The following is a 13,951-nucleotide window of genomic DNA, read 5'->3' as shown; positions in this document are numbered from 1 at the left end:
CGGCGATTGTGCCGCAATTGGTTATGTGTAGTTAGCAGCCACATGCGATTTTTTTGCCTTCACTCGCATTCATACCGTTGGTTTCATAGCCATCTTTGCGCCACCAATCCAGGCCGCCCAGTAGCTCTTTAACCTCAAAGCCTAATTCTGCCATTTTTAGAGCGCCTTTTGTGGATGCGTTGCAGCCGATACCATCGCAGTAAGTGACATAAAGCTTGGACTTATCAAGATTTGATGTTGTCTCATGGCTCATGGTTCTATAGGGAATGTTTATTGCTGTAGGGATATGCTCATCTTCATAAGAACTTTCTGCCCGAGCATCAATAACAATTACGCTCTCTCTATTATTAATTGCCTCGCCAAGATCCCATGAGTCGGTTTCGTAATTTAGTTTTGTTTTATAGAAATCGATTTGATCCATCACTTTACTCTTGGTTTTACACATAACGCTTTGCTAATGGGAAAATACTGCGTATTGGCCGGAACGGCCAGCAGTAATTTTCCCAGTGAGTTTACGAACGAAATTTAGCAACTTGTTAGCACTACAACGTATGCAAAAAATGATCAATTATCGACTGCCTAATTTCTGGTGCAGTTTCTTGACTGAAACCGTGACCCGTTGGATAGGAATGATGAACGACAGAATACTTGAAGTGATGTTCTTTCAGGTAGTTAACAATATCATTAGACATTTTCGTTGAAGGCCATATATGATCTTTTTCCGCAGAAATAAGTAAAATTGGACCATTGATTTTTTCAAAGGCAAACATAGCCTTCTTAACATTTTCCTCGTTTTTTAATGCTGCTATAAACCTGTCTAATAGGGGAGCATCTTTATCAAGTTCTAAACTTAGTGCAGGAACATCTTTTCCGTTTAACGTCCAAGCTGAACTTGCCGTTGTCATACCATACCAAGCGACTTTACTTGGCGTGGTTACAGCTAAAGATTTTATTCGTTTATCATGAGATGCAACTAAAAAAGATAACTCTGAGCCTCTTGAACCACTGACAAATCCAATTCTTGACGAATCAATTTCTGGAACTGTTTCTAAATAGTCTATTGCATTAAAGGTATATTCCAATGGAATATGATCCAGTGTTTTCGATATGCCATCTTCTTTAAAAAAAGCAAGACCTAACACCGCAATACCATGTGGCGCAATCATTTTTCCATTTGAATCGCCCGTGCTGATGCCTCCTTCAGAACCACCAATAGCGATAACCACGGGAACCTTTTTATCGGTTACAGGGAGATAAAGATTTGCAACGAGATTTTTATAATTTACCTTTTTTACAATGTATTCATAATCTTTCGCATTTGCTTGATTGACTAAGAAACAAAAAAAGATAAAAAGACAAGTTGATTTAATACGCATAATTTTCCTTTGTAGTGCTAACAGTGTATTCAAAAGCAGCTGCATTATATCACCTGCCAATATATCCCAGGAGTAAGAATTCACCAAAACCCAAAAAACACATACAAATCAGTGAGTTAGCCAGCCCTAACATAAAAACACCCAAGTGGATATATTGCAGCTGCACCATATCTTGTTATTTTGCTCCTTTTGATCAAAAACATAAATCGTTAAAAATCAATAAGTTAGCGCCTATATTGATGTGGATATGTGCAGCTGCTTTTGATCTCCGATATTGACAGCATAGGGAAACAGCAAATACTGTATATAAAAACAGTATGAGAAAGTGTCATGGATGATATTCGCCCTAAGCTGCCCGCTAAACCAGAACGTTTTATGGATATCTTGCGCCAGCATATTCGCAAACAGGGACTATCGTACCGAACGGAACAGACTTACACCCATTGGATAAAGCGATTTATCCACTTTCATCGCTTGAAGCACCCTGCCGATATGGGGGCCGCTGAGGTTGAGGCGTTTCTTACCTACCTTGCTGTTCAGGGGCTCTGCGCAACCAATACGCAAAGAGTGGCATTGAATGCCATTGTCTATCTCTACAAACAGTTCTTAGACAGGGAAATCCCAGATTTGGATTTTAAGCTTGCCAAGAGGCAGCGGCGGCTGCCTGTTGTTTATAGCCGCGAGGAAGTGTTCGCAGTTCTCAGTCATTTACAGGGCCTTTTCAGATTGCAAATTGAGTTGATGTATGGCTCAGGGCTTCGCAGTGCCGAACTACTGTCTCTCCGAATAAAGGATGTGGACTTTAGCAGCAACAATATTTTTGTCCGTGGCGGGAAGGGGAATAAGGATCGCACTACCCTTCTGCCGAAAGGGATAGCTGAAGATATACAGCGTCAAGTCAAGCACGTATCTCTTCTTCACCAGCAGGATTTACTCGCCGGTTACGGCTCAGTTTATCTACCAGATGCCCTCGATCGAAAATACCCCAATGCCGCCAAACAGCTGGCCTGGCAATACTTGTTTCCCGCTAACTCTATCAGTCAATGTCCCCGCTCCGGCATATATTGAAGGCACCATATGCACTCATCCACATTGACGCGCCAAGTAAGTAACGCCGTAAGAAAGGCGGGAATCAACAAACCGGCACGCTGCCATGCATTTCGCCATAGCTTTGCGACCCACTTGCTCGAAGCGGGTTATGACTTGCGTACAACTCAGGAGCTGCTTGGGCATTCGGATATAAGCACTACCGAAATTTATACTCATGTCGTAAATCGGGGAGATAAAGGCGTTTTAAGCCCCTCAGATCGTCTGCGCAACATAAATAAAATTGAAGAGACTGAAGCTAACTATTTTGTAGAGAGCAAGATAGGGGAGGTGCTGGGGCTTAGCTTATTGGCCGCGCCTTAGCAGTGGGGGGATCGGATACCAGCTTGCGCCGGTATCCCAATAAAAAATATAAATATCGGTCGAGTTATCCCGGAGTGACATCACCATTTTGCGCGCGCTGGCGCAGGGCGTGATCGATCAGGACTAGGGCCATCATCGCTTCGGCGATTGGCGTTGCCCGAATACCAACACAGGGATCGTGGCGGCCTTTGGTTACCACTTCAATGGGGTTGCCGGAGCGATCGACACTGCGGCCAGGGATACGCAGGCTGGAAGTCGGCTTCAGGGCGATATGGGCAATAATATCCTGGCCACTGGAAATCCCCCCTAAAATGCCGCCGGCATTATTTGATAGAAATCCCTCTTGCGGAGTAATTTCATCCCGGTGCTCGGTGCCCTTCTGTTCCACGGAGTCAAAGCCCGCACCAATCTCCACACCTTTTACCGCATTAATACTCATCAGGCCGTGGGCCAAATCTGCATCCAGGCGGTCGAAGATCGGTTCGCCCAGTCCGGCGGGAACGCCGCTGGCGTGTACAGAGATACGCGCACCGATGGAGTTCCCCTCTTTGATCAACGCCTGCATATAGGTTTCCATTTCAGGAACCCGCTCCGCGTCCGGGCAGAAAAAGGGGTTTTGTTCCACTTGCTCCCAATCCAATTTCTGTACCTTGATCGGGCCCAACTGGGAGAGGTAGCCGCGCACTTCAATACCGTATGTTTGCTTCAGCCACTTTTTGGCAATGGCCCCGGCGGCGACCCGCATAGCGGTTTCACGGGCGGAAGAGCGGCCACCCCCACGGTAGTCGCGAATACCGTATTTCTGCCAGTAGGTGAAATCCGCGTGCGCCGGCCTTACCTGCTCGGCAATATTGCTGTAGTCCTTGGAGCGCTGGTCGGTATTTTCAATTAACAGGCCAATGGGTGTGCCGGTGGTTTTTCCCTCGAACACACCGGAGAGTATTTTTACCTGATCCGGTTCACGACGCTGGGTGGTATAGCGAGAAGTACCGGGCTTGCGGCGGTCCAGCTCCCGCTGGATTTCCTCTTCACTGATCTCCAGGCCCGGGGGGCATCCATCGACGATACAACCGAGCGCGGGGCCGTGGCTCTCGCCAAAAGTGGTGACACAAAACAGCTTACCAAAGGTATTGCCCGACATAGACGACTTTTCCAACTAGTAGGTGGTAAAACGGGATGAGCCCCAAAAGGGGCGAGCATTATAAATGATCTGCCCGCCCCGGTGCGCCAGCTGAGGGAAAAAGCACAAGTGTCCGCACAACCGGGCTTGCGCCCCTATCCCGGCAATCGAGATTGCCGGGGAGGCAAAAGGAATTACTCCTTATCGAAGTAGGATTGATAGGCGAGCAGTTCTTCCCGGCTGATGGCGAACACACCGTGGCCGCCATCTTCAAACTCCGGCCACATAAACGGCACTTCCGGGAAAGCCTGCTCCAGGGCTTCCCAACTATTGCCCACTTCGCAGATCAGCAGGCCCTCTGGCTGCAAGTGGTTGGCGGCTTCGCGCAGCAGGCGGCGGGTAAAGTCGAGGCCGTCACTACCGGAACCCAGGGCGATATCCGGTTCTGCGTGGTACTCCTTGGGCATTTCCGCTAAATCGCGGGCATCCACATAGGGCGGATTGCACACGATCAATTCGTAACTCATCCCCTGGAGGCCGGCAAAGAGGTCCGATTGCACCGCGCGTGCGCGTTCGTTCAAACCGTGGCGATTGATATTGATCTGCGCCACTTCGATCGCGTCTGCGGAAATATCGCTCACATCAATCCGCGCTTCCGGAAAGGCCTCGGCACAGGCGATACCGATACAACCGCTGCCGCAGCAGAGATCCAGAATCGCCAGGGGTTCCACATTGAGCCAGGGCTGGAAATTGTGGCGAATCATCTCGCCAATCGGCGAGCGGGGCACCAGTACGCGCTCATCCACATAAAAAGTCATATCGCAGAAGTGCGCTTCCCGGGTCAGATAGGCCGCCGGTACCCGCTCGGTAAAGCGCCGCTCCAAGATAGTGAGCACATCGCGGCGCTCCTCCATGGTCAGGCGGGCCTGGAGTATCTCCGGCTTGCTGTAGGGGGGTAGATGCAGGGCGTGAGTTACCAATAACACAGCCTCGTCCCAGGCATTGTCAGTGCCGTGACCGTAGTAGAGATCGGCCTCATTGAATCGGCTGGTCCCCCAGCGGATATAGTCCAAAACCGTGGTCAGCTCGTGGAGGCTGGATTCACGCCTTTCTATCATCGAATCTATCCTTAAGTACTATGTATCTCGTCAGAGTCTATTGTCACTTATATGATGGCCTCTGTTGTGGCTATCGAAGTGCCAGGCAATGCCCGAGGAGTGTAGTTTGGTTGCCGCCAATAAGCGACGAGTAACGCTGTGTGGTGATTGTATCGCCGCAATCCCAGGGCCATTTTATTGCCCAGTGCTACTCCCCATCGCTTGTATCCCGAGCAATCATTTATACGGAGTGATTGCACTGCACCACTGTTTCCTCAGCGGAAAAATACCCCGACAACGGCCATTAAATGAACTCCGACAGCCCCCAGGGTCCGCACGGATCTTTACTCTCGGGTTACAAACGCTTAGGGTAGCGCACCCGCCCTTGGGGCTGAGATGTTGGAAAGAGCAGCATGAACGAACATTACGCGCGAATTATTGAAGCAATCGGCGAAGATCCGCAACGCCCTGGGCTCAAAGACACCCCGGAGCGCGCCGCCAAAGCCATGGAATACCTGACACGCGGCTATAAACAGACCGTGGAAGATGTAGTCAACGACGCGCTCTTCCCGTCCGATTGCAGCGAGATGGTACTGGTAAAAGATATCGAGCTCTACTCCCTGTGCGAGCACCACCTGCTGCCGTTTATCGGTCGCGCCCACGTAGCCTATATTCCCAATGGCAAGGTCGTCGGCCTGTCCAAGGTAGCGCGCATTGTCGATATGTTTGCGCGCCGCCTGCAAATTCAGGAACAGCTGACCGTAGAGATCGCCGAGACCCTGCAAAAGGTTACCGGTGCCGCCGGTGTCGGTGTGATCATCGAAGCCAAGCATATGTGCATGATGATGCGCGGCGTGGAAAAACAGAACTCGATTATGAAGACCTCGTCTATGCTCGGTACTTTCCGCAGCAATCAGGCCACCCGCAACGAGTTCCTCTCCCTGCTGCGCCAGTAAACGCCACCGCCGTCTAGCGGCCGCCAGGGCCGCTTTGACCGAGGAGTAAATGCTATGCCTCACCTGATCATTGAGTATGCGAAAAATCTGGAAGAGAAGATTTCTGTCGCGGCACTGGTCAGTTCGGCCCAGGAGACGATGCGCAGTTCCGGGTTATTCGCCTCCCACACAATTAAGACCCGTGCCAAACCCTACGATCAATTTATTGCCGGGGATAATGGCGGTAGTTTTATCCACGCGGAGATCCGCCTGCTTGAAGGGCGCTCTACGCGGGAGAGAGAGGAACTCAGCTCTGCGGTTTTTAACAGCCTGTGCCAGTTTGCCGAGGGTGTTCCCGCAGTCTCGGTAGAGGTGCGGGAGATGGATGCCAGCTGCTATTCCAAGCGGGTGCCGTTTTAAGCACCGCCTTAGCTATCGGCTTCACCGCGCAAGAAAGGTCCGAACCACTCCGCTATCCCCCGGGCGCCGCTCTCCTCCAGGTGCAGGTGGTGGCTGCCGGGTATTTCCCGCGCCTTAATAGCGGGGAACTCCTCCAGCACTGGGCGCAAGCGCTCGAACATCTCCGCGATCCCCCCTTCAGCGAGCACCAGCTGCACCGGCATCTTTAATCGGGACAGGTAAGCCCGGATCTGCGGCTCATTGAGCTTGGCAGTAGAAGCCGCCATCAGGCGGGGGTCGTTACTCCACATATAGCCGTCTTCCACTGCGCGGGTACCCCGCTCGGTCAGCACCTGTGCAGCCCACTCGGTCAGCGGAAACATACCGTTTTTACGCGCTTCTACCGCTTCGTCGAAGGTGCTGTAAACCCGCAGCTTGCGCGCGGCGTAACGGGCCCGCTGGGCAATGGCCTTGGCGAGATTCTCCGGGGCTTTTTCATCCTCGCTGGAGGGGGGCACCAGACCATCGATCAGTGCCAGGCGCTTTACCCGGTCGGGAAAGGCGCCGGCGGTAATCACCCCGGCAATAGCGCCGCGTGAGTGAGCCAGAATGGAAAACTTGCGCCAGCCGAGCGCATGCACCGCACCCAGAATATCCTCCGCCTCTTCCCAGATGTTGTAGTTGGCATCGAGTGAACGGTGATAGCTGCGGCCGTGGCCGGGCATATCCACGGCCACCAGATTAATTCCACTTAACAGGGGGGCCAGGCGCTCAAAACTGGCGCAGTTATCCAGCCAGCCGTGCAGGGCGATGACCGGCTCTCCCTCCGGGTCGCCCCACTGGCGCGCGGCAATCGATTTATGTTCAAACTCGAGAGTGATCTCTCGGGGGGGCATTTGATTTGTCGCCAAAGCGCTATCCACCAGACAATGACTAAAACAGGTGGGGAAATGGTGCGACCCATCGGCAATATCTGCAATGACAGTTGTGATCAGTGCAATAGGGATTTGCGGGCAGGCACAGGCGGAAAAGTTACTCTGCGTGCTGCAACCACTCCAGCTCAGCACAGCCATTGGCCCACACTTCGGCACTGACACAGGCGAGACTGGCGGTGCCCATGGGGTGCTGATTACCGCTGCCACAGAGGCCATTGAGCAAGCTGCCCACCAGTGGCTGGTGGCTCACCAGCAGAAGCGGAAAGCTATCCTGGGCCTGCAAGTGATCGAGCAGCTGCTGTGGATCGGTATTGCCGATCAGCAGCGGTTCGCTAATAACCGGCAGTCCCAGTTGAGCGGCAACAATCTCGGCGGTTTCCTGGGTGCGCACATACGGGCTGGCCCAAATTGCCTTTACCGCCGCCAGCTCCCCGGCACGCGTTGTGCAGACCTGGGCAACCTGCCTGCGCCCGCGCTCTGTCAGGGCTCTCTCTGCATCATTGGCGAGCATGGGCTCGGCGTTGCCGTGGCGTAAAATAAACAGCTGCATGGGGCGTCCTCAGGGAGTGGCTCGTTGCGCTATCAGTAGCAGTAGAATATTTGTAGAGAGGGCCGCTGGTATTTATCCGGCACACTCACGGGCACCGGATAAACAAGCAGCTGGGGGAGGAATCAGTTTTTGTCGACAGGCTTATCGGCGTCGTCGGCACTCTCCTCGACAAGCTCGGGCTTTTCCCGCTGCTCCGCTGCGGAGTTGCCCAGGATAATAGCATCCTCGGCTTCATCTTCGGCCCGCTCCTTGTCCCGTATTGTTTCCGCAGCAACCACTTCCGCAGACACTTCTTCCGCACCCTCATAGCCAGACAAATCCTCTACGTCGGATTCGGGCCACTCGGAAAACGGGAAAGGCTTTTCGTCGGAGTTGTAAATCAGGAACTGAATCGCCTGATAAACGTAGGAGGAGAGCTGATCGCCAAAGCGGCGCAGATTATCGTTGGGTTTCCCATTGATAATCGAAAACAGGAATTGCAGTATCACTACCGCCATCAGTAGCCATGCGGCAACCTGAAGGCACACCGCAAACAGCACCATATAGATAAGGCGCACCCACTGGTTGCCGGAAGTAAGATTGCGCTTTAGATTGTCATTGTTCATATGAGGCTTCCATTTAAGGCTTGGCCGAGTAGGCCACATCAAAAGTTTGTGCGCCCGACATCAAATTACGAATCACCTCAGGAATCGGCCGCTGTTCAAATAATATGGCGTGAATCGCAGAAACCAAGGGCATATAGACACCCTTTTCGTCCGCTTTCTGCTTAATTAGACGAACGGTATTCACACCTTCGGCCACCTGACCAATTTCTGCGATGGCCTGATCGAGCGGCTTGCCCTTGCCCACCATATAGCCCACCCGATAATTTCGGCTGAGGTCTGAAGAGCAGGTTAAAATCAAGTCGCCGACACCGGCGAGGCCGATAAACGTCATGGGATCGGCGCCCATCGCCTCGGCAAAACGCATCATTTCTGCCAGGGAGCGGGTGATCAATAAGCTGATGGTATTTTGCCCGCGCTCTAACGCCGCTGCCATACCGGTGATGATCGCGTAAATATTTTTCAGCGCGCCGGCAAGCTCCACTCCAAATACATCACCACTGGAATATACCCGGAAAGTCTCCGAGTGCAGTGCCGATTGAATCGCTTTGCAAAGCGATTCATCTTCACTGGCGACCACCGTTGCAGTGTAGTGCCCCGCAACAATTTCTTTAGCAAAATTCGGTCCGCTCAAAACCCCGACCCGCATGCCGGTGGTTTCCTCGCGCAGGATATCGCTCATTAAGTGGAAACTGTCGTGTTCGATTCCCTTAGTGGTGGAGATCAGCATAGTGCCCGGCGCCAGCAGTGGGGCCACTTTTTTCACCACCTCGCGGAAAGACTTACTGGGAATCGCCACGAAGACGATAGTGCAACCGTCGAGCGCCTGCTCCAGGTCACTGGTAATCTGTAATTCCGGGTGCAGGGGTACGCCGGGTAGGTACTTGTGATTCTCTCGGGTATTGCGACACTCAGCCGCTGTCTCCGCACTGCGCATCCACTGGCGGGTGTCGTGGCCGTTGCCCGCCACAATGTTAGCAATTGCGGTTCCGAAACTGCCGCCGCCCAATACGGCAATAGCGAGGGGGTTGGAAGTTTCTTTTTGCATTGTCACACCGATAAAGCTACTTATAAGACTTGCGGATTATAGAGCTATGACCCGCTGAGCCCAATGGGGTCAAATTGTTTTAAACTTCTGCCAATTGTGCGAAACAGCACAGTAAATAACAAAAACGGCCCTCTGCCTTGACCAACCGATAAAATACCGCTCGATCCGGCAGGGGCCGTTTTCCAAGGCCGGCCAAGTCGAGTCGACTCCGCCGGCCAGCGCTTGGCAGCGATCGATAGCGCTGACTTAGCCGTGCATTTCCAGCAGCAGCGTATTCAGGCGGCGCACATAATCCGCCGGGTCCGCCAGCTGGTTGCCTGCGGCCAGGTTGGCCTGGTCCATAAGGATATTGGTGAGATCCGCAAAGCGATCCTCATCCGCCTCCTGATCCAGACGCTGTACCAGCGGGTGGGATGGATTGATCTCGAAGATCGGCTTGGCATCCGGCAGGGCCTGTCCAGCCTGCTCCAGAATGCGGCGCATCTGCGGGCCCATATCCTGTTCGCTCACTACCAGACACGCCGGGGAATCCACCAGGCGAGTAGTCGCGCGCACAGATTCAACGCGCTCTTGCAGAACGGCCTGCACTCGCTCAACCAGGGCACCGGACTCCTGCTCGACTTTTTCGCGCTCGGCCTTGTCTTCATCGCTCTCGGCTTCACCCAGGTCCAGCGCGCCCTTGGCCACGTCCTGGAACGGCTTGCCATCGAACTCGTTCATATGGCCGACGAACCACTCATCCACCTGATCGGTGAGCAGCAGCACTTCGATACCCTTCTTGCGGAATACTTCCAGGTAGGGGCTGGATTTGGCCGTGGCAAAGTTGTCGGCACACACATAGTAGATCGCCTTTTGGCCATCCTTCATGCGACCCGCATAGTCTTCCAGGGATTGATCCTGCTTCTCAGTATCGGCGTGGGTGCTGGCAAAGCGCAGCAGCTTGGCGATTTTCTCTTTGTTGGAGAAGTCTTCCGCCGGGCCTTCTTTCAGTACGTTGCCGAACAGTTCCCAGAGTTTCTGGTACTCGTCGCCATCTTTTTTCGCCAGCTTGTCCAGCATATCCAGCACGCGCTTGGTCAGCGCGCTCTTGATCGCATCGGTGTTGCGATCCTGTTGTAGGATTTCACGGGAGACGTTCAGCGGCAGATCGTTGGAGTCCAGTACCCCTTTTACAAAACGCAGGTACAGCGGCAGGAATTGCTCCGCATCGTCCATGATAAAGGTGCGCTGCACATACAGCTTGAGGCCGCGAGCGGCGTCGCGCTGGTACAGGTCGAACGGTGCGCGTGCGGGGATATACAGCAGGCTGGTGTAATCCTGTTTGCCCTCCACGCGGTTGTGGCTCCAGGTCAAGGGGTCGTCGAAGTCGTGGGAGATATGCTTGTAGAATTCCTTGTACTCTTCAGACTTCACTTCCGAGCGCGGGCGGGTCCACAGAGCCTGGGCTGCGTTGACCGCTTCAAATTCAGGCGCCTTCTCTTCTTGCGGCGCTTCGCCCTCTTCCGCTGCCGCCGGCATTTCCTCTTTCAGCATCTCTACCGGAATAGCGATGTGATCGGAGTACTTTTTGATAATGGAGCGCAGGCGCCAACCATCGGCAAACTCTTTCCCTTCCTCTTTCAGGTGCAGAACCACTCGGGTGCCGCGCTGGGGTACCTCAACGGTCTCCACAGAGTATTCCGCTTCGCCGTGGCACTCCCAGTGTACGCCCTGGTCGGCATTCAGACCGGCGCGACGGGTGAATACGTCCACTTTGTCGGCGACGATAAAGGCGGAGTAGAAGCCCACACCAAACTGGCCGATCAGGTGCGCATCTTTTTGCTGATCTCCAGTCAGCTGCTGCATAAACGCAGAGGTGCCGGAACGGGCAATGGTGCCGAGGTTTTCGATAACCTCATCGCGGCTCATACCGATACCGTTATCGGTAATGGTGAGGGTGCCCTCTTCCTTGTCAAACTCAATGCGAATACGCAGGTCTGCATCTTCGCCCAGTAACTCAGGCTTGGACAGCGACTCAAAACGCAGCTTGTCAGCGGCGTCAGAAGCGTTGGATACCAACTCGCGCAGGAAAATCTCCTTGTTGGAGTACAGCGAGTGGATCATCAGGTGCAGCAGCTGCTTGGCTTCCGTCTGGAATCCATGGCTCTCTTTTTGGGCCTCAACGGTCATCTATTCGGTCTCCCCGTATACGTCAATCGGAACAGAGAGCAAATATTGGGACCCGCCAGCAGGTTTCAAGGGGGGAGTTCACACTCACCAGTGAAGATCAGCGATCCCCACTGGCCTGAGCGGTGGCGAGATTGCCTTTGCCGGTAATATCGATCACAAAGTTGGCGGTGAGATCTGAGATAACACGGGACTCCGCATTCATCAGGATGGCGATACCCACTTTCAGCTTTTCCGAGTAGGCCACCGCCGCGCGGAAGCCCGCTACCCAGCCGCCGTGGTAAATAATACGGTCATCGCCGATGGTGTAGAGGCGCCAGCCCAGGCCGTAGCCCGCGTGCGACAGATAATCCCTCCAGACACGGTGGCGCATATGGCGCTGGGTGGCGACCCGCTCAGTGGTCATATCGGCGATCACTTCCGGCGACAGCACTTTGGGGTAGTAGCCCATCTGCGCCTTCAACCACTGCGCCATATCGGAGATGCTGGCATTTACCCCCGCTGCCGGCGCGGCAAAGTAGTACTCTTTCTCCACCTTCACCGGGCGCCAGCCGCTGCCGGTCTGGATATGCGGCGCCGCACGGTTGTTGGAGGCCATAAAGCTCTCCCAACCGACCGAGGCGTTCTGCATTTTTAGCGGGATAAAAATGCGCTTCTTTAACTGCCGGGCAAAGGAGACCCCAGTCGCCTCAAGAATCACATCCTCAATCAGGCTGAACAGTACATTCTGATAGCCGTAACATTTTCCCGGCGAACAGCGCGGGTCGATTTTGGCAAATTTGGGCAGTATCTTGCTGACGGGTTTGTTGTCCTCAAGATAGTTGTCGTAGGCATTGGGCGTCAGGCCCGAGGAGTGGCTGAGCAGGTGTTCCACCTCCAGCTGGCGGGACAGCGAGGGCGTTTTAAAGCTCAGGTCAGGCACATAGTTGACCACCTTGTCATGCCACTTAAAACGGTTCTCGTGCTCCAGCACAGTGGCCATGCTGGCGGCAAAGGTCTTGGATACCGACGCCAGGCGGAACACCGTATCCCGGTCCACCTTGCCGGACTTACCCCGGACTCTGACGCCATAGGTGTCCATCGCCACCACCCGATTGCCATCAACAATGACATAGGCGCCGCCGGGTATGGACTTACCCGCCATCATTTGTTTGAAGTAGCGGCCAAACTGTTTGGCCTTGTCGTCTATATCAGCCGCACGCGCAGGGAGAAACAGGCTCCCCAGAATTAACAAAAAAAGGAAAACATGTGCCAAAGAAGCGCACCTGCGATAGACAATATTGAATAGAATTGCAGGTCTCATAAATAAATCGAGCCGCCAAAGCAATCCGCTAGTTGCAGATAAGACTAGCAGCCAGCGGGCAAAAACTCTATTTAGGCGCCACGCAGGACTGACCGATGAATTCTAGTCTGCACTTATCTCAAGCGCGGGGACGGCTATGCCAATCGGCAACAACAGAGCTGGTATAAACAAAAAAACCGCCTTGCGGCGGTTTATCTTCGGGGCCCTGGGGCCCCTGCGCAAAAAAGCGTCTTACAGCTTCTCAGCGTTCTCGCTCAGGTAAGCCGCAACACCTTCCGGGGAAGCGTTCATACCTTTGTCGCCTTCCTGCCAACCGGCGGGGCAAACTTCACCGTGCTCCTGGTGGAACGCCAGAGCGTCAACCATGCGCAGCATTTCGTCAACGTTGCGGCCCAGCGGCAGATCGTTAACGACCTGGTGGCGTACAGTGCCTTCTTCGTCGATCAGGAAGGAGCCGCGGAAAGCAACACCAGCGTCAGCTTCTACGTCGTACGCCTGGCAGATTTCGTGCTTAACGTCTGCAACCAGGGTGTATTTAACCGGGCCGATACCACCGTCGTTAACGGAGGTGTTACGCCATGCGTTGTGAGAGAACTGGGAATCGATAGATACACCGATTACCTCAACACCGCGCTTTTCGAACTCGGCAAAGCGGTGGTCGAAAGCGATCAGCTCAGAGGGACATACGAAGGTGAAGTCCAGCGGGTAGAAGAAAACTACAGCCTTCTTACCTTTGATGGTTTCTTTCAGGTTAAAAGTATCGACGATCTCGCCGCTACCCAATACCGCTGCTGCGGTGAAATCCGGAGCCGGCTTGCCTACCAGAACTGCCATGAAAACCTCCTCAATCAATGATGGGTTGTTGATAATGCGTGATGTGTTCAATTTATAAGCAATAGTTATAAATTGAATGGGAATTCGTAGTGGGCCGCTATGATACACACCCACTTATTACAGGCCCATAAATTTTTTAAATCAGGCTGATAGCAGAACAGCTATGCGTGAACTGG

General features: G+C 53.4%; 15 protein-coding genes. 4 read left to right on the top strand and 11 right to left on the bottom strand.

The features are described 5' to 3' along the window. Nucleotides 1-31 precede the first annotated feature (31 nt). Both ACJJIK_RS20810 and ACJJIK_RS20805 read right to left on the bottom strand, forming a co-directional pair. Entirely contained in the window at nt 32-421 is a 390-nt protein-coding gene (locus ACJJIK_RS20810) for a rhodanese-like domain-containing protein (protein ID WP_444943733.1), read from the bottom strand. 121 nt (nt 422-542) lie between these two features. Further along, entirely contained in the window at nt 543-1,421 is an 879-nt protein-coding gene (locus ACJJIK_RS20805) for an acyl-CoA thioester hydrolase/BAAT C-terminal domain-containing protein (RefSeq protein ID WP_444943732.1), read from the bottom strand. Between the two features lie 285 nt (nt 1,422-1,706). On the opposite strand from ACJJIK_RS20805, the gene ACJJIK_RS20800 reads away from it, so the two are divergent. Both ACJJIK_RS20800 and ACJJIK_RS20795 read left to right on the top strand, forming a co-directional pair. After that, complete coding sequence (locus tag ACJJIK_RS20800) at nt 1,707-2,444, top strand: integron integrase (RefSeq protein WP_444943731.1); 738 nt, start codon at nt 1,707-1,709, stop codon at nt 2,442-2,444. 9 nt (nt 2,445-2,453) lie between these two features. Continuing rightward, the gene (locus tag ACJJIK_RS20795) at nt 2,454-2,786 is read left to right on the top strand and encodes a tyrosine-type recombinase/integrase (RefSeq protein WP_444943730.1); all 333 of its coding nucleotides are present in this window, start codon (nt 2,454-2,456) and stop codon (nt 2,784-2,786) included. A gap of 64 nt (nt 2,787-2,850) precedes the next feature. Here ACJJIK_RS20795 and aroC read toward each other — a convergent pair whose 3' ends face one another. Then, complete coding sequence (aroC, locus tag ACJJIK_RS20790) at nt 2,851-3,927, bottom strand: chorismate synthase (protein ID WP_444930126.1); 1,077 nt, start codon at nt 3,925-3,927, stop codon at nt 2,851-2,853. A 173-nt stretch (nt 3,928-4,100) separates the two neighbouring features. Next, nucleotides 4,101-5,024 (bottom strand): 50S ribosomal protein L3 N(5)-glutamine methyltransferase, encoded by a 924-nt coding sequence (gene prmB / locus ACJJIK_RS20785; RefSeq protein ID WP_444930125.1) that lies wholly within the window; start codon nt 5,022-5,024, stop codon nt 4,101-4,103. 392 nt (nt 5,025-5,416) lie between these two features. Here prmB and folE point away from each other — a divergent pair, with 392 nt between their 5' ends. Together folE and ACJJIK_RS20775 are read left to right on the top strand one after the other, a co-directional pair. Beyond that, nucleotides 5,417-5,959: a GTP cyclohydrolase I FolE gene (gene folE, locus ACJJIK_RS20780; protein ID WP_444930124.1), complete on the top strand. Its 543-nt coding sequence runs from the start codon at nt 5,417-5,419 to the stop codon at nt 5,957-5,959. Nucleotides 5,960-6,013: 54 nt separating this feature from the next. Then, on the top strand, nt 6,014-6,358 hold the full coding sequence (locus tag ACJJIK_RS20775) for a 5-carboxymethyl-2-hydroxymuconate Delta-isomerase (RefSeq protein ID WP_444930123.1): 345 nt from the start codon (nt 6,014-6,016) through the stop codon (nt 6,356-6,358). 8 nt (nt 6,359-6,366) lie between these two features. On the opposite strand, the gene ACJJIK_RS20770 is transcribed toward ACJJIK_RS20775, so the two are convergent. The 7 genes from ACJJIK_RS20770 to ACJJIK_RS20740 form a co-directional block, all read right to left on the bottom strand. Further along, on the bottom strand, nt 6,367-7,410 hold the full coding sequence (locus ACJJIK_RS20770; RefSeq protein WP_444943729.1) for an alpha/beta fold hydrolase: 1,044 nt from the start codon (nt 7,408-7,410) through the stop codon (nt 6,367-6,369). Next, the gene (gene sixA / locus ACJJIK_RS20765; RefSeq protein WP_444930121.1) at nt 7,370-7,822 is read right to left on the bottom strand and encodes a phosphohistidine phosphatase SixA; all 453 of its coding nucleotides are present in this window, start codon (nt 7,820-7,822) and stop codon (nt 7,370-7,372) included. Before sixA ends, ACJJIK_RS20770 begins: the two co-directional genes overlap by 41 nt. A gap of 122 nt (nt 7,823-7,944) precedes the next feature. Then, complete coding sequence (locus ACJJIK_RS20760) at nt 7,945-8,427, bottom strand: DUF4389 domain-containing protein (RefSeq protein WP_444943728.1); 483 nt, start codon at nt 8,425-8,427, stop codon at nt 7,945-7,947. A gap of 13 nt (nt 8,428-8,440) precedes the next feature. Continuing rightward, nucleotides 8,441-9,472, bottom strand: a complete 1,032-nt coding sequence (locus ACJJIK_RS20755) for an NAD(P)H-dependent glycerol-3-phosphate dehydrogenase (RefSeq protein WP_444930119.1) — start codon at nt 9,470-9,472, stop codon at nt 8,441-8,443. Nucleotides 9,473-9,718: 246 nt separating this feature from the next. Continuing rightward, complete coding sequence (gene htpG / locus ACJJIK_RS20750) at nt 9,719-11,641, bottom strand: molecular chaperone HtpG (protein WP_444943727.1); 1,923 nt, start codon at nt 11,639-11,641, stop codon at nt 9,719-9,721. A 97-nt stretch (nt 11,642-11,738) separates the two neighbouring features. Then, entirely contained in the window at nt 11,739-12,893 is a 1,155-nt protein-coding gene (locus ACJJIK_RS20745; RefSeq protein WP_444943726.1) for a serine hydrolase domain-containing protein, read from the bottom strand. Nucleotides 12,894-13,172: 279 nt separating this feature from the next. Continuing rightward, a complete protein-coding gene (locus ACJJIK_RS20740) occupies nt 13,173-13,775 on the bottom strand; it encodes a peroxiredoxin (protein WP_444930116.1) in 603 nt (200 codons plus the stop codon). Nucleotides 13,776-13,951: the final 176 nt, after the last annotated feature.

It is taken from the genome of Microbulbifer regidiadema (SeqCode) (assembly GCF_052466995.1).
This window is presented reverse-complemented; position numbering and strand designations above follow the sequence as displayed.